This window comes from Robiginitalea marina, from assembly GCF_024006985.1.
GTDB classification, from domain to species: domain Bacteria; phylum Bacteroidota; class Bacteroidia; order Flavobacteriales; family Flavobacteriaceae; genus Robiginitalea; species Robiginitalea marina.
In genome coordinates this window covers 124,500-139,358 of sequence record NZ_JAMXIB010000002.1, presented here as the reverse complement: position 1 = coordinate 139,358, position 14,859 = coordinate 124,500, and the positions used below count along the sequence as shown (strand labels likewise).

15 protein-coding genes and 1 tRNA gene are annotated in these 14,859 nt (G+C 54.1%); 6 read left to right on the top strand and 10 right to left on the bottom strand.

Features of this window, described 5'->3' with window-relative positions; genetic code table 11:
• Positions 1–104: 104 nt before the first annotated feature.
• The 4 genes from NG653_RS03400 to NG653_RS03385 all read right to left on the bottom strand — a co-directional run bounded on the left by NG653_RS03400 (position 105) and on the right by NG653_RS03385 (position 4,011).
• The gene (locus NG653_RS03400; protein ID WP_252740262.1) at positions 105–839 is read right to left on the bottom strand and encodes a DUF6090 family protein; all 735 of its coding nucleotides are present in this window, start codon (positions 837–839) and stop codon (positions 105–107) included.
• Between the two features lie 151 nt (positions 840–990).
• Positions 991–2,262, bottom strand: a complete 1,272-nt coding sequence (locus NG653_RS03395) for a phosphatidylserine decarboxylase (protein WP_252740261.1) — start codon at positions 2,260–2,262, stop codon at positions 991–993.
• Between the two features lie 49 nt (positions 2,263–2,311).
• Entirely contained in the window at positions 2,312–3,481 is a 1,170-nt protein-coding gene (locus NG653_RS03390; RefSeq protein ID WP_252740260.1) for a tyrosine-type recombinase/integrase, read from the bottom strand.
• Between the two features lie 457 nt (positions 3,482–3,938).
• A tRNA-Lys gene (locus tag NG653_RS03385) sits at positions 3,939–4,011 on the bottom strand.
• Positions 4,012–4,162: 151 nt separating this feature from the next.
• On the opposite strand from NG653_RS03385, the gene NG653_RS03380 reads away from it, so the two are divergent.
• Positions 4,163–4,699 carry a shikimate kinase gene (locus NG653_RS03380; RefSeq protein WP_252740259.1) on the top strand — a complete coding sequence of 179 codons (537 nt, stop codon included), beginning with the start codon at positions 4,163–4,165 and terminating at the stop codon, positions 4,697–4,699.
• On the opposite strand, the gene NG653_RS03375 is transcribed toward NG653_RS03380, so the two are convergent.
• Genes NG653_RS03375 through NG653_RS03365 form a run of 3 tightly spaced genes read right to left on the bottom strand, consistent with a single transcriptional unit; the run spans position 4,691 to position 6,142 of the window.
• Positions 4,691–5,188, bottom strand: a complete 498-nt coding sequence (locus NG653_RS03375) for a phosphoribosyltransferase family protein (protein WP_252740258.1) — start codon at positions 5,186–5,188, stop codon at positions 4,691–4,693. The two genes, NG653_RS03380 and NG653_RS03375, sit on opposite strands and share 9 nt — an antisense overlap.
• Positions 5,189–5,196: 8 nt before the next feature.
• The gene (locus NG653_RS03370) at positions 5,197–5,784 is read right to left on the bottom strand and encodes a methyltransferase (RefSeq protein WP_252740257.1); all 588 of its coding nucleotides are present in this window, start codon (positions 5,782–5,784) and stop codon (positions 5,197–5,199) included.
• Entirely contained in the window at positions 5,771–6,142 is a 372-nt protein-coding gene (locus NG653_RS03365; protein WP_252740256.1) for an RNA-binding S4 domain-containing protein, read from the bottom strand. Before NG653_RS03365 ends, NG653_RS03370 begins: the two co-directional genes overlap by 14 nt.
• A 72-nt stretch (positions 6,143–6,214) precedes the next feature.
• Between NG653_RS03365 and NG653_RS03360 the strand changes: the two genes are divergently transcribed.
• Positions 6,215–7,189 (top strand): FKBP-type peptidyl-prolyl cis-trans isomerase, encoded by a 975-nt coding sequence (locus NG653_RS03360; RefSeq protein ID WP_252740255.1) that lies wholly within the window; start codon positions 6,215–6,217, stop codon positions 7,187–7,189.
• Between the two features lie 66 nt (positions 7,190–7,255).
• Here NG653_RS03360 and NG653_RS03355 read toward each other — a convergent pair whose 3' ends face one another.
• The 3 genes from NG653_RS03355 to NG653_RS03345 are packed head-to-tail and all read right to left on the bottom strand — an operon-like array spanning position 7,256 to position 9,688.
• A complete protein-coding gene (locus NG653_RS03355; protein WP_252740254.1) occupies positions 7,256–7,825 on the bottom strand; it encodes an outer membrane beta-barrel protein in 570 nt (189 codons plus the stop codon).
• A 42-nt stretch (positions 7,826–7,867) separates the two neighbouring features.
• Positions 7,868–8,824, bottom strand: a complete 957-nt coding sequence (locus NG653_RS03350; RefSeq protein ID WP_252740253.1) for a transketolase family protein — start codon at positions 8,822–8,824, stop codon at positions 7,868–7,870.
• Between the two features lie 18 nt (positions 8,825–8,842).
• Positions 8,843–9,688, bottom strand: a complete 846-nt coding sequence (locus tag NG653_RS03345) for a transketolase (RefSeq protein ID WP_252740252.1) — start codon at positions 9,686–9,688, stop codon at positions 8,843–8,845.
• A 164-nt stretch (positions 9,689–9,852) separates the two neighbouring features.
• On the opposite strand from NG653_RS03345, the gene tgt reads away from it, so the two are divergent.
• The 4 genes from tgt to dnaB all read left to right on the top strand — a co-directional run bounded on the left by tgt (position 9,853) and on the right by dnaB (position 14,835).
• Positions 9,853–10,983 (top strand): tRNA guanosine(34) transglycosylase Tgt, encoded by a 1,131-nt coding sequence (gene tgt / locus NG653_RS03340; RefSeq protein ID WP_252740251.1) that lies wholly within the window; start codon positions 9,853–9,855, stop codon positions 10,981–10,983.
• 1 nt (position 10,984) lies between these two features.
• A complete protein-coding gene (locus tag NG653_RS03335; RefSeq protein ID WP_252740250.1) occupies positions 10,985–12,067 on the top strand; it encodes an LptF/LptG family permease in 1,083 nt (360 codons plus the stop codon).
• A gap of 95 nt (positions 12,068–12,162) precedes the next feature.
• A complete protein-coding gene (locus tag NG653_RS03330) occupies positions 12,163–13,116 on the top strand; it encodes an acetyl-CoA carboxylase carboxyltransferase subunit alpha (protein ID WP_252740249.1) in 954 nt (317 codons plus the stop codon).
• A 168-nt stretch (positions 13,117–13,284) separates the two neighbouring features.
• A complete protein-coding gene (gene dnaB / locus NG653_RS03325) occupies positions 13,285–14,835 on the top strand; it encodes a replicative DNA helicase (RefSeq protein ID WP_252740248.1) in 1,551 nt (516 codons plus the stop codon).
• Positions 14,836–14,859: the final 24 nt, after the last annotated feature.

Below are 14,859 nucleotides of genomic sequence, written 5' to 3'. Positions count from 1 at the left end.
ACGCAGTGCGAACTGGCGTAGCAAAATCCGCGAGTCCCGATAGCCATCGGCATTAAGAAGTAAGCGAGAATTAGCAATTACTTATAGCCATTGGTGTGCTTTCGTTATTTTTTTAATTCATTATTAATTTTTTCAATCAATTCAGATGTAACGCTTTTTTGATATTTCATTTTTTCCAACAAAGCCTTCATTTCTTTATGGCTTTTCCAAGCATAGTTTCTAAAATTAGGCGACTTTATATATTCTCTAAATGCTACTTTATATTCCTTTTCTATGCTTGTTTGGAATTCGGATTTTAGTTGTTTTTCAAAGTCAGGAAAATCAATTATGTCATACAATCTGATAAAAGATTCAGGCTGGTATATAGTTGTTCCATTCTCTTTATCCCATTCTAAATATTCTAACCAGGTGTTGTACTCTTTTGTATAGTAGTTATTAATATCAATAAATATTTCATTGAAAAATTTACTTTCTACAAAACCACTATTTGTTAGTTTTAAATACGTTGAATTATTTATTTTATAAATCCTTGCGGAATGAAATGCTGTATTAATGGCGCTAAAAAGTGAATCTACAGGTAGTATATTCACTTTGACAGGATTAAATAAATCTCCTTGAAGTACTAATGAGTTTTCAAATCTTTTAATTCCAGATTGAAAAGTAATAGTGTCAGTAATTAAGTCCTTTTTAATGTTATTTAAATAGATTTTTGAGAGGTTATGCGTATTCCTGTTTTCATTCCAGTTATTAATCTGCAATGCGATTAAAATTCCAATTACTACAAGGATAATTTCACCAATAGCATATTTCAAATACGTTCCAGTTTTATTTTTCTCCATAAGGTCATATCGAATTTTTCTAAAGAATTTTATCATTGGTAATTGGTTGGTCCCGATCCCGATAGCTATCGGGATCGGGAATGAAGCACAACGGTTCCGGCTATGCGCAGTGGCCCGTAGGGCATTGCGTATAGCTGTTGTTGGCGTTTCGTTATTCCTCTTTTAACAATAGACCTAAACGTTCTCCCATTAATATATGCTGATATGATTCGCCATCCTCCTGCATTGGTGCGTCTAAAGTGAATGTAACACCATCCTGAAAAATCATAATGAAATCTGAACCACCAAATGCAAAATGACCGAGCTTATCACCTTTATCAACTTCCGTTCCTTCGGTAACGTTTTCTTCAAAATTCACAGAACCAACAACGCCCATGCCTATAGGTAGTAATGCAACCAGGCCATATTCTTCAGTTTCAACAATTACGCATCCTCTTGTTTCAATAGCTTGCCAGCCTGTTTTTGCAGCAGGGTTAAAAGCATATCTTTTGTTTTCCTTATCCCACCACAACTGGCCACCAGTTGGGTTTATACCTTGTATTATTCTTGCCTCTTTTATTTTGCCACCAACAGGAAAGTGATATCTATGATAGTCATTTACATTTAAAAATGAATGCGTGAACGTGCCATTGGCAAATGCGTCTTTGTATTCACTGTCCTCACCAATAAGTTTTGAGATTGAATTAATTGTAGCCGACTTGACGGGCACACCATCCGGATCTTCAAGGTTTGAGTTTTCGTCAATGCTCCATACACCCATCGGTTGAGAATCTGCAAATGATGCCACCACCGAATTATCGTCAGGGCTGGAAATAGGTCTCATATCTGGAGATTTGAGATGCCGGGCAAAGAATTGGTTGAATGTCTTCCAGTTTGAAGGGTCTTCATACCAGCCATTTTGTAATCCGAAAGTGCTATCATTTAATGCCATTTGATAATATTCTTCATTCCAGGAATCTTCAGTATCGAGGTAGGAGCCCCATGATTTATTGAAGCTGATCAGCCAGTTGGCAAACGGTTCATAATACTGTAGCGAATTATTGACCAGACCTTTGTTTTCTAATTCTGGCAAGGGCTGATCTATCAGAAAATAAAATGTGCAAAAGCCTTGAAAAATATTATCAAAAATTTCTGGATACTCTTCCTTTTTAACGATTGCCCAAGGCATGGTTGTTTCTGCCCAGGTAATAAAATCATAATACTCCTCAAGCGTTTGGACAGGGTTAGTATCTTTATTGGAATTAATTTCTCTGGCTCTCTGTATTGATGACTCAAGCATTGATTTTAGATTCTGATCACTTTCCAATAGAGAAATTAACTCTTGGGTAGCTTCGCCATATTCTATCTTTTCTTTTGAAGGGTCGCAGGAAATAAGACCAATGACCATGAATAGTACCAGCGAGAGATTTCTGTGATATTTCATTTTAATTGTGTTTTGTTTTAGCTAATGAACGCCAACTTGTTTTATGTTCTTAAATATAACGCTTATCCCCTAAACCTTCTCCGGATAAGCGCATAGTAGATGAAGAGCGACCAGGTGCTTCAGGAGGTTCATGGATTAAATCCAATGGACTTCTGATGTTCAAAAGATCCCTTCGGCTCACATGGGTATAGATCATGGTGGTCTCCGGTTTGGCATGGCCCAGGAGTTCCTGTATATAGCGGATGTCCACACCCTTTTCCAACAAATGGGTGGCATAGGAATGCCGTAGGGTATGCGGGGTAACGTGCTTCAGGATACCCGCCCGTTTGGCGCTGCGCCTTAGGAAGGCCCTTATGCTGGAAGGGCTGTAGCGGTTTCCGGGAGCACCCTCGGTAAAGAACCGTACGGGCTGGTAGGTGGCCTTGTAGTTTTCAAGCAGGGGGAGGATGCGGTCAGCCAGGACCACTTGCCGGTCTTTTCGACCTTTTCCGCTGCGCACCCAGACCTGGCGGCGCTCCAGGTCAATATGACGCCATTCCAGGTTTAACAATTCCCCGATCCGAAGCCCGCAGCTGTACATGAGGGCGAGGATGGCGCGGTGTTTCAGGTTGCGGGTCACCTGCAGTAAACGCACCACCTCGGCTTCCCCCAGAACGGAGGGTAGCTTTTGGCTCCGCCTGGGCCTGACCAGCCCTTCGGGGTTCAGCGGGCTATCCGGTAGGAAAGCAGCCAATTGCTTTAGGGCACCTATGGCCTGTCGGTGGGTGCTGATGGCAATACGGCGTTTAAGCACCAGGTACTCCAGGAAGGCTTCCGCCTCCGCATTCGTGGCCGCTTCCGGAGGGGTATCTCCCAGAAAATCGAGGAATTGCTCTATGAAGGCGCCATAAACCCCGACCGTGCTTTGGCCGTACCGCCGCGCGATGAGATAGTCCCGGAACCGGAGGGCCATCGGGTGGGGCACGGAACGCAGGGGTTTTTGCATCCCGGGCCCTGGGCCAGGTTGGGTAGAAACCCCAAAGCCCCCGTCGCGCAGGTGGGCCGTCAGCGCCGCCACCGCCCCGGGGTCGTCCAGGCGCCAGAATCCGAGTTTCGGGTCCCATTTGGCCCCGGGGAAAGCCTTTACATGTTCCTTGAGCCGGTAGGAATACCGGAAGGAAATCCGCAGGCGCTCCCTGCCTTTATAGAGGAAGGTAGAAAGGTGGACCGCTTCTTTCATGATAAACAAAGATCCCCCGTGGCCCTGCAATGGAGATGCAGGGATATCTCTGGTCCGGGCCGTACCCCTTTTGCAGCGAGGGGCCAGCTGGTGCGTTGGCATGGCTGTACCCCGCTAACCATTATGGCAAAACCTGCGAAGGGCAGTTTCTGGCTGGGGTTGGCTCGCTGCGCTCGCCTGACCCGGGCCGAGCGGTAGTGAAAGGCCCGGTGGACCTTTCGCAGCGAGGAGCCAGGCGGTGCGTGGGCTGGCAAGGGAAAAACCCGGTTAGGGGAGTCTCTGGCTGGGGTTGGCTCGCTGCGCTCGCCTGACCCAGCCGTCCCATGCTGCAAATGCAAAACCAGCGCAGTTTTCAACTGCGCGGTTCTTTCGTTCCACCCGCATCGCTCAAGCGGGCTTGGCGCTGCTCTGAAACGAAAGAACCCGCCTCAAATGAGGCGGGTTTTGCGCTTGATCGTGACCTGGCTGGGGCTCGAACCCAGGACCCTCTCCTTAAAAGGGAGATGCTCTACCAACTGAGCTACCAGGTCAAAAAAATAAATGCCTCCCGGCGGGCTGGCCCGCCGAACTACCTCCCGGGGGGGTAGCGTAGGCGGGTGCAAATATAGTGTCTATTCTTTATTTATCAAGCGCCGGGGTTTAGAAATTTCAGATTTCTGCAAAAAGTGTCATCTTTGGGCTGTGGAAGCGTTTGAAAATCCAGGGCTCATCGTTTTGCTGGGCTATATGGGCAGCGGTAAATCGAGGGTGGGGCAGGAGCTCGCCCAAAGCCTTGGCCTGCCTTTTGCGGACCTCGATGCCTACATCGAGCAGGAACTGGGGATGTCTATCCCAGAGGTTTTCCGTACCCGGGGGGAAGTTTTTTTCCGGAAGAAGGAGCATGAACTCCTTAAAGGCCTGCTCAAAAGCCATTCCCCGGGGGTGCTTTCCCTGGGTGGCGGTACGCCGGCCTATGCGGGGAATATGGACCTGGTATGCCGGGCCACCCCGAATACCTTTTATTTACAGCATTCCATCCCCTCCCTGGTGGGCCGCCTGGCCCATGAGCGCGCTTCGCGCCCAATGATTGCCCATTTGGCTGATGAAGAACTGCCCGAATTCATAGGCAAGCACCTTTTTGACCGGGTGCCGTACTACGCCAGGGCCACCCACATACTGCCTTGCGACGGAAAGGCCCCAGGAGAACTTGTAAAGGCCATCCGGGAAAAGCTAGTCTAGGTAAACCCCATAATTGCGGGCGCTGAAATCGACCTTTACGGTTTCCTCCAGGGAAGTGGAAAGGGAAAGGCCCTTGAAGTCGGCCTTCACCGGAAAGCGTTTGTAGTTCCGGTCGACCAGCACTGCGGTTTTCAGTTGTTTCAGGGGGGTGCCCAAAAAGTGGCGCACCCCGTAGATCAGGGTGCTGCCCGATTTCAGGACGTCGTCGATGAGCACTACCGAGCGCCCCCGGTAGTCCCCGGGGTCCATGGAGGTGGTTACCCCGCTTTCCAGGGGGGCCGATTTGTCCATTTTCACCCGGCACAGCCGGACTTCGGCCGGACAAATTTTCTCCAAAGCGCTTTTGATCTTTTTGGCCAGCTCCAGCCCGCCCCCTTCGATGCCGGCCAGGATGATTTCTTTTTCCTCCACGTTGGCCTCATAGATCTGGTAGGCCATGCGGTTGATTTTGTGGAGGATTTGCTGGTGCGACAAAATTCTGTGGTCCATAGGACGGGTTATTTCTTCTCAAAGATAAAAAAGAGTTCCCTTCCGGCCCTTGGGGGGATCGAATTTCTCGCCCGCTCCAGGACCCTTATCGAAAAGGCCGGCGCAAACAGCGTTTTGTATTCCTCCGGGGAACCCCCGAAGGGCGGGCCGTCAGGGGTCAGGGGGAAGTCGAAGAGCAGGCCGGCCAGGATGCCCCCGGGACGCAGGAGTTCCGCCATCTTTTCCGCGTAACGCGTCCGGTCCTGCAGGGGCAGGGCACAAAAAAAGGTGTGTTCCAGGATAAGGTCAAAAGGGCCTCCGGAATATTCAAAAAAATCCCCTTCCACCAGCCGCTCCGCGGGGAACTCCGGCGGCAGGCGGTCGGCCAGCTGCTTTAGGGGAAACGGGGCAATATCGAGTACCGTAAAGTTGGCAAACCCTTTCCGGTACAGGTATTCCGCTTCGAAGCCCCGCCCCGCCCCGGGGACGAGGATTCGCTGGTCCGTTCGCCCCAACTGGTCGATATAGGCCTGAATAGGCGGGCTGGCCGCCCCCAGGTCCCATCCGGTGCGGCCCTCCAGGTAGCGCTGCTGCCAGTACGTTTTATTCAGGTCCATCGAGGTAGTCGTCCAGTTCCCGCCGGTCTTTTTTAGTGGGCCTTCCCGTGCCCTTCTGTCGGTAGTATTCCCTGGCTTCCTGCATTTTTTCAAAGCGCTCCATTTCCTCCCGGGGGGTGGTGTCTTCCCTGTACAACCCCAGCCATTTGGCCCCGACCCGTTGGGGCGGGATCCCCACCACCTTCAGCTGCAGGTTTACCTGGTTTCTGCGCACCTGCACCTCGTCGTGCGGAAGGACTTCCCGCGAAGGTTTTACCGCAATTCCCCCTATGCGGACCATCCCTTTCCGGCAGGCTTCCGTAGCCTGGTTCCGGGTCTTGAAATACCGGGTGCACCAAAGGTATTTGTCAATGCGCATGGGCCAATTCTTTGTTAAGGGCAGGTCAAAAATAGGGGAAAATTGTATCTTGCGCCTTCTAAAACGGAGGCTATGTCAGGTAAGCATTTATGGGCGATGTTCTTGTTGATGGGGCTGTTGGCGGCTTGCGGCGAGGATGACGGACTCGATATTGAGGTCATCCCCCCCCGGGAACTGGCCGAGGTGGCCCAGGAAAACGATGCCGAGATCAGGGAATTCCTCCAGACCCATTTTTACAATTACGAGGCTTTTGAAATGCCCCCTGCCGGGTTTGACTACAAGATTGTGCTCGATACCCTGGCCGGGGAAAACGCCCAGAAAATTCCATTGATCGACCAGGTGCAAAGCGTACAGGTTACCGTCACCAACGAGGAAATGGGCCTGAAGGACCAGCCCGACCAGGTGCATACCCTGTATTACCTCATCGCCCGCGAAGGGGGAGGGGAGGCCATGCCTACCGTGGCCGATTCTGCCCTGGCCACTTTTCGGGGTAGCCTGCTGAATGGCCGGGATTTTGATGGCTCTTTTACAGAGCCCGTGTGGTTCGACCTGGCCAGGATCCAGGGCCCCCTGCAGGGGGCGCGCGGTTTTACCGAGGGGATGCGCTTTTTAAAGGAAGCCAGCGGCGTTTCGTCGAATCCCGACGGCACGGTGTCATCCCTCGATGGGGGGGTGGGGATGCTTTTTATGCCCTCCGGCCTGGGATTTTTTAATGCCCCTCCTTCCTCGGCGATCCCGGCCTATGCCCCGCTCATTTTTGCCCTGGAGCTCTTTTCGGTAAAAACTGCCGACCACGATGGGGACGGGATACCCTCCATCATGGAAGACCTGGATGGGGACGGGTACCTGTACAACGACAACACTGATGAAGCCCGGGAGAGGAGTGTCCCGGGGACGGTACTGCGGGTAAATTTCCTGGACCCCGACGATGATGGGGACGATACCCCCACGCGCGATGAAATCATCATCAACCCCGATGGCAGCCTGACGTTCCCGGATTCGAACAATAACGGCATCCCCGATTACCTCGACCCGGATACGAAATAAGTTCCCGAAATCCCATAAAAAAAAGTCCCCGGCCGGGGACTTTTCTTTTTCGTTTTCATAGCAACCCTAAAGTTTCAGCGAAAGGCTGAGGATAAATTGGCTTGGGCGGGTGTCGAGCCGCTGGTTGCCCAAATCGACGAGTTCGGCCTCATTGGAGCTGAGCCCCCGTTCAAACCGCAGGTCCACCCCGAGCTTCCCGAGGTTAACGCCGGCCCCGATATGGAGCCCTACGGTAAAGTCATTCTCCACGTCGCCCAGGTTGATGTCTTCCAGGTCGGTATCCAGGATATACTGGAAGGCCGGGCCCGCAAAGGCGTGCAGGGGCCCGATTATGCGCAGGCCCACAAGCACCGGGAGGTCCAGTTTCTGCATATCGAAATCCACGCCGTCATAGGCCGATTTGGTCTTGGTGTACATCAGTTCGGGCCGCAGGTAGACCCGGTCGCCGAATTTTCCCCAGACCCCAAGGTGGAATCCCGTTTTGGTGTCTGAGCTGAGGTCAGGGACCTCGTCGAGGCGGAGGTCTCCGTTGGAGTTGAAGTTCAAGCCGGCTTTTACGCCGAATCCGGAGCCGCTTTGCGCGTAGCTGGCCATGCTGCATAGCAACAGCAGGGCCATCAATGGGAATAGTTTCATAAAGGGTTTCGTTTTAAGGGTTACCCCGGGAGTATCCCGGGATCAGGACTTTTTTTCCATTACCCTCAAAACGGCCTTTTCTATAGCCTTATTGTTCAACCCGTATTTTTCCATTAGCTGGTCTGGGGTGCCGCTTTCCCCGAAAGTGTCGCGGGTGGCGACGAATTCCTGGGGGGCGGGCAGGTGGGTGGTGAGCACCCGGGCGACGCTTTCCCCGAGCCCGCCCCAGTAGTTGTGCTCCTCGGCCGTGACCACGCAACCCGTTTTGGCAACGGACTTCAGTAGGGCTGCCTCGTCGAGGGGCTTGATGGTGTGGATATTGATGACTTCGGCGGAAACCCCCCGTGCTTCCAGGTTCTCAGCGGCTACCAGGGCTTCCCACACCAGGTGCCCCGTGGCCACGATGGTCACGTCGGAGCCTTCCTGCAACAACAGCGCTTTCCCGATTTCAAATGGTTGGTCCTTCGGGGTGAAATTCGGCACCTTTGGCCGGCCGAACCGCAGGTACACAGGTCCCTGGTGCACGGCAATGGCCAGGGTGGCCGCCCGGGTCTGGTTGTAATCGCAGGGGTTGATCACCACCATGCCGGGAAGCATCTTCATCAGGCCGATGTCTTCGAGAATCTGGTGGGTGGCCCCGTCTTCGCCCAGGGTGATGCCGGCGTGGGAGGCGCAGATCTTCACGTTTTTTTCAGAGTAGGCGATGGACTGGCGGATCTGGTCGTACACCCTGCCGGTGGAAAAATTCGCAAAGGTGCCCGTAAAGGGGATGTACCCCCCGATGGTAAGGCCTGCGGCAATGCCCATCATATTGGCTTCGGCGATCCCCACCTGGAAAAAACGCCCGGGGTTTTCCGAAATGAACTCGTCCATTTTCAGGGAGCCCACAAGGTCGGCACACAGGGCCACTACTTTGGGGTTGGTCCGTCCGAGTTCGGCCAGCCCGGCCCCGAAACCGCTGCGGGTATCCTGTTTCCCCTGATCCGTGTATTTTTTCATGCTTCCTTTTGTTTCGCGTTAATAATCGCCCAGGGTTTCCGGGTTCTGGGCCAGGGCCCGCTGCAGTTGCTCGTCATTGGGCGCCTTCCCGTGCCAGGCGTGGGTGTGCATCATATAGTCCACCCCATGGCCCATGACGGTTTCCATGATCACGGCTACCGGCTTTCCTTTCCCGGTGCGTTTTTTGGCGGCCTCCATGGTCTGCAGGATGGCCTGCAGGTCGTTCCCTTCCTTCAGGGAAAGGACGTCCCACCCGAAGGCTTCGAATTTTTCCCGGACGTCGCCCAGGGGCATGACCGTTTCGGTGGGCCCGTCGATTTGCTGCCCGTTCCGGTCAATGGTGGCGATCAGGTTATCGACCTTGCGCCCGGCGGCAAACATGGCGGCTTCCCAGATCTGCCCTTCCTGCAACTCCCCGTCGCCGTGGAGGCTGTAGACCAGGTGCGGGTCGCCGTTGAGTTTTTTGGCAAGGGCCGCCCCCAGGGCTACAGACATGCCCTGCCCCAGGGATCCCGAGGCGATGCGGATCCCGGGCAGCCCCTCATGGGTGGCCGGGTGTCCCTGCAGCCTGGAGTTGATCTTGCGGAAGGTCCGGAGCTCCTCCAGGGGGAAAAACCCCCTTCGCGCCAGCACGCTGTAATACACCGGGGAGATATGCCCGTTGGATAGGAAAAAGAGGTCCTCCCCAATGCCATCCATATCGAAGGTATCCCGCATCTCCATGACCTGGTTGAACAGGGCCACCAGGAATTCTGTACACCCGAGCGACCCCCCGGGGTGGCCGGAGTCCACGGCGTGTACCATCCTTACGATGTCGCGGCGCACCTGGCTCACCAGGGCTTCCAAATCCTTTAATTCCGCCATCTGCACAAATTTAAAATCAGCCCAAAAGTAAGGGCATTCTGTGGGCTTCGCAACCGATGTTATTACATTTTATCAACGGGTACGGCACGGCAACTTTAATCTTTCTTTAGGGAGGATTGAGGCGGAGTTGCGTATCTTTGGCACCGCCCCGCTAAAGGCATTGGATGAGTTTTACCCTCGAGCATAAAGACCCCGGGTCGTCCGCCAGGGCCGGCCTGTTCCAGACCGCCCACGGCCCCGTGCATACCCCCATTTTTATGCCCGTGGGCACGGTGGCTTCTGTAAAGGGGGTCCACCAGCGCGAACTGCGCGAAGAGGTGGACCCCGATATCATCCTGGGGAATACCTACCACCTTTACCTGCGCCCGGGTATGGACATCCTGGAAGCGGCTGGCGGCCTGCACGCCTTCATGGGCTGGGACCGGGCCATCCTGACCGACAGCGGCGGGTACCAGGTCTATTCCCTTTCGGCCAACCGGAAGATCAAAGAGGAGGGGGTCAAATTCAAATCCCATATAGACGGGTCATACCACGTGTTCACCCCGGAAAGGGTCATGGAACTCCAGCGGAGCATCGGGGCCGATATCATTATGGCCTTTGACGAGTGCACCCCGTACCCCTGCGATTACAAATACGCCGAGCGCTCCATGCACATGACCCACCGATGGCTCGACCGCTGCCTGGAACACCTGGAAAAAGTCCCCCCGAAATACGGGTACGGGCAATCGTTTTTCCCGATCGTCCAGGGGTCTACCTACAAGGACCTTCGGGAGCGTTCCGCGGAGTACATCGCCTCAAAGGGTGCCGTCGGGAATGCGATCGGCGGCCTGTCCGTAGGGGAACCCGCCGAAGAAATGTACGCCATGGCCGGGGCGGTTTGTGCCATCCTCCCGGAGGACAAACCACGGTACCTCATGGGGGTGGGCACCCCCGCAAATATCCTGGAAAACATCGCCCTGGGCGTCGACATGTTCGACTGCGTCATGCCCACCCGCAATGCCCGCAACGGGATGCTGTTTACCTCCGAGGGCACCATCAACATCAAGAACAAGAAGTGGGAGGCCGATTTTTCGCCCCTGGACCCCGAAGGCCGCACCTTTGTCGACCGCGAATACACCAGGGCCTACCTCCGGCACCTTTTCGCCGCCAATGAGTATCTTGGGAAACAAATAGCCACCCTGCACAACCTGGGCTTTTACCTGCAACTGGTGCGGGAGGCCCGGCAGAAGATCGCGGAAGGGACCTTCGCGGCCTGGAAGGACAAAATGGTGCGCCAAATGGACAAGAGGCTTTAGTATGCTGACCATCATCGACCGGTACATCCTGCGGAAATACCTGCTGACCTTCGGGTTGATGCTCATGCTGTTCATCCCCATCGGGATCATGCTGAACCTGGCCGAGCAGATCGGGAAGATGATCGACAACGAAGCCCCCCTGGTGGAAATCCTGATCTATTACCTGAACTTCACCATCTACATCGGCCACCTGTTGTTTCCGATTTTCCTGTTCCTTTCCATCATTTTCTTCACTTCCAAAATGGCCAACAACACCGAGATCGTGGCCATCCTCAGTTCGGGGGTTTCCTTTGGCAGGTTCCTCAAACCCTATTGGGTGGGGGCGACCATCATCGCCTCCCTGATGTTCGTGATGGGGATGTTCATTGTGCCGGCAGCCAGCAAGGGATACAACGAATTCAAGTTCCAGTACCTGAAAAAGGGAAAACAGGACCGGGTCACCAGCAATATCTTCAACCAGCTGGGCGACCGGGATTATATTTACGTCAGCAGCTTTGACCCCGAGCGGCAGATCGGCTACAATTTTACCTATGAGCACTTCACCGAAGAGGGGACCCTGGATTTCAAGATCAGTGCGGCAAATATCCGGTGGGTGCCCCAGGACAGCCTTTACCGCCTCACTTCCTATACCCGCCGGACCCTGAGGGGGGAAACCGAACGGGTGGAGACCCTGAGGCGCCTCGACACCGTTTTTTCCTTCCAGATCGACGACCTGACCCCCGTTTCGTATATCGCGGAGACCAAGAACCTTTTCGAACTGAACGATTTCATTCGCGAACAACGGCGCAAGGGCGCCTCCAACGTAAACACCTACGTGATGGTATCGTACAAGCGCTGGGCCCTGCCGGTCACTGCCTTTGTGCTGACGGTCATCGGGGTATCGGTTTCCTCCATAAAAAGGAGGGGCGGGATGGGGGTCAACCTCGCCCTGGGCATCGGGGTGGCCTTTATCTATATTTTCATGGACAAGGTTTTCGGGACCCTGGCGGAACAATCGGGGTTTCCGCCCCTGCTCGCCGTGGTGGTCCCCAACCTGTTGTTCGGGGCCCTGGGGGTATACCTCCTGCAGAAGGCCAAGCGGTAAATCGCATTCTTCGGCAGAATTCCATCCCGGCCGTGGGTGGTTTTCCCGGATAGTTTATCTTTGCCCAGACCAAACTCCCATTAAATTGCCGTTCCATGGAATACCTGGATTTTGAACTGCCGATCAAAGAACTGGAGGAACAATTGGACAAATGCCAGTTGATCGGGGAAGAAAGCGAGGTGGACGTCACCGAAACCTGCAAGCAGATTGAAAAAAAGCTCCACGATACCCGAAAGGAGATCTACAAAAACCTGACCCCCTGGCAGCGGGTCCAGCTTTCCCGCCACCCCAGCCGGCCCTACACCATGGACTACATCCGCGCCATCTGCGGGGAAACCTTCCTGGAACTTCACGGCGACCGCACCGTGCGCGACGACAAGGCGATGATCGGGGGCCTGGGGAAAATCGGCGACCAGTCGTACATGTTCATCGGGCAGCAAAAGGGGTATAACACCAAAACCCGGCAATACCGCAATTTCGGGATGGCCAACCCCGAAGGATACCGGAAGGCCCTCCGGCTGATGAAGTCGGCCGAGAAATTTGACCTGCCGGTGGTTTCCCTGATCGACACCCCTGGGGCCTACCCGGGGATCGAAGCGGAGGAGCGGGGGCAGGGCGAGGCCATTGCCCGGAATATCCTGGAAATGACCCGCCTGAAGGTGCCCATCATCGTACTGATTATCGGGGAAGGTGCTTCCGGGGGAGCCCTGGGCATTGGCGTGGGCGACCGGGTGCTGATGCTCGAGAATACCTGGTATTCCGTGATCTCCCCGGAATCCTGTTCTTCCATCCTCTGGCGCAGCTGGGAATACAAGGAGCAGGCAGCCGAGGCCCTGAAGCTCACAGCCTCCGACATGAAAAAGCTGAAACTGATCGATGAGATCGTTCGCGAACCCGTCGGGGGGGCGCACGCCAACCGCGAAAAGACGTTCGAGATCGTGAGCGACAGGATTGACAAGCACTATCAGGAACTCAAAAAGTTATCACCAAAAGACCTGGTCACCCAGCGGATGGAGAAATACGCCTCCATGGGGGTTTTCCGGGGATAAGGCATTTACCTTCGCACGGTTATGGGAAATCCGGGGCGCCGCGCCCCGGATTTTTTTGGTTATGAACAAAATGTTGTAACTTATCAACAGGGCTTTTGTCAATGAATGGTGAATATCGGGAGGGCTTTCCCGGGGTTCCCTTAATCTTAATTCCCTACTTTTGAAGTTATGGAAAAAACCAGAGCGCTAGCCGGCCGGAAAATCGGGATGGCCGAGATTATTCCGTTGGAGCGGGGAAAAATACCTCCGCAAGCTGTTGATTTAGAGGAGGTTGTGCTTGGCGCTATGATGATCGATAAAAAGGGGGTCGATGAGGTTATCGACATCCTGCATCCGGATGTGTTTTATAAAGAAGCCCACCGGTATATCTACGAGGCCATCTTCAGGCTCTTCGAATCTTCCGAACCCGTCGATTTATTAACCGTTTCGGCCCAACTCAAACAGGAAGGCAAACTCGAAGCGGTCGGAGGGGACTTTTACCTGATCAAACTCACCCAGAAAGTGGCTTCCTCGGCCCATATTGAGTTCCATGCCCGCATCATCCTGCAGAAGTACATCCAGCGGAGCCTGATCAAGATCTCCAGCGAAATCATCGAGGAGGCCTATGAAGAGGCTACGGACGTTTTCGACCTCCTCGACAATGCGGAAGCCAAGCTGTATGAGGTAACCCAGGGCAACCTGAAGCGGTCTGCGGAGACCGCCCAGAACCTGGTGATACAGGCCAAAAAGCGGATTGAGGAAATCTCGAACAAAGAAGGCCTGAGCGGCATCCCCTCCGGCTTTGACAAGGTAGACCGGCTCACTTCGGGGTGGCAGCCCAGCGACCTGGTCATCATTGCCGCCCGCCCGGGTATGGGTAAAACGGCCCTGACCCTGTCGATGGCCCGGAATATTGCCGTGAATGCCAATATCCCCGTGGCGTTCTTTTCCCTGGAGATGTCTTCCGTACAGCTGATTACCCGGCTTATTTCGTCGGAGACGGGCCTTTCTTCCGAGAAATTGCGTACCGGCCGCCTGGAAAAGCACGAGTGGGAACAACTGAATGTGAAGGTAAAGACCCTGGAAAAGGCTCCGCTGTTCATCGACGATACCCCTTCCCTGTCCATCTTCGACCTCAGGGCCAAGGCCCGGCGCCTGGCCTCCCAGCACGGCATTAAGCTGGTGATCATCGACTACCTCCAACTGATGACCTCAGGGGTGAGTCAGAAAGGTGGGAACCGGGAACAGGAAATCTCCACGATCTCCCGGAACCTGAAGGCCCTGGCCAAGGAACTGGACGTACCGGTGATTGCCCTTTCGCAGCTTTCCCGGGCGGTGGAAACCCGGGGGGGCAGCAAGCGGCCGATCCTCTCCGACCTCAGGGAATCCGGGGCCATTGAGCAGGATGCCGACATCGTTTCCTTTATCTACCGGCCCGAGTACTACAAAATCGATGAGTGGGACGACGAGGAGCGCACCCCCACCCAGGGCCAGGCGGAATTCATTGTGGCCAAGCACCGGAATGGCGGGCTTGATAATATTCGGTTAAAGTTTGTTGCGCATCTGGGTAAATTTGATAATTTGGATGACTTTGATTCTCCGTTTGAGTTTCAATCCAAAATGAATGCCGAGGGGGAAAACCCGTTCATCACCAGGGACCTTCCCAGTGCGGAGCAGGCCTTTGGCAGTTCCATGAACGCCCTCCCCGAGGCCGACCCGGATGATGATGTACCCTTTTGACCCAAATAACCCCGCCCTTTTTTA

Coding starts and splice junctions, on each gene's coding strand:
- NG653_RS03400 (WP_252740262.1), bottom strand. CDS start 839: ATGGAGAAAAATAAAACTGGAACGTATTTGAAATATGCTATTGGTGAA.
- tgt (WP_252740251.1), top strand. CDS start 9,853: ATGAGTTTTACCCTCGAGCATAAAGACCCCGGGTCGTCCGCCAGGGCC.
- NG653_RS03395 (WP_252740261.1), bottom strand. CDS start 2,262: ATGAAATATCACAGAAATCTCTCGCTGGTACTATTCATGGTCATTGGT.
- dnaB (WP_252740248.1), top strand. CDS start 13,285: ATGGAAAAAACCAGAGCGCTAGCCGGCCGGAAAATCGGGATGGCCGAG.
- NG653_RS03350 (WP_252740253.1), bottom strand. CDS start 8,824: ATGAAAAAATACACGGATCAGGGGAAACAGGATACCCGCAGCGGTTTC.
- NG653_RS03330 (WP_252740249.1), top strand. CDS start 12,163: ATGGAATACCTGGATTTTGAACTGCCGATCAAAGAACTGGAGGAACAA.
- NG653_RS03355 (WP_252740254.1), bottom strand. CDS start 7,825: ATGAAACTATTCCCATTGATGGCCCTGCTGTTGCTATGCAGCATGGCC.
- NG653_RS03370 (WP_252740257.1), bottom strand. CDS start 5,784: ATGGACCTGAATAAAACGTACTGGCAGCAGCGCTACCTGGAGGGCCGC.
- NG653_RS03365 (WP_252740256.1), bottom strand. CDS start 6,142: ATGCGCATTGACAAATACCTTTGGTGCACCCGGTATTTCAAGACCCGG.
- NG653_RS03360 (WP_252740255.1), top strand. CDS start 6,215: ATGTCAGGTAAGCATTTATGGGCGATGTTCTTGTTGATGGGGCTGTTG.
- NG653_RS03375 (WP_252740258.1), bottom strand. CDS start 5,188: ATGGACCACAGAATTTTGTCGCACCAGCAAATCCTCCACAAAATCAAC.
- NG653_RS03390 (WP_252740260.1), bottom strand. CDS start 3,481: ATGAAAGAAGCGGTCCACCTTTCTACCTTCCTCTATAAAGGCAGGGAG.
- NG653_RS03335 (WP_252740250.1), top strand. CDS start 10,985: ATGCTGACCATCATCGACCGGTACATCCTGCGGAAATACCTGCTGACC.
- NG653_RS03345 (WP_252740252.1), bottom strand. CDS start 9,688: ATGGCGGAATTAAAGGATTTGGAAGCCCTGGTGAGCCAGGTGCGCCGC.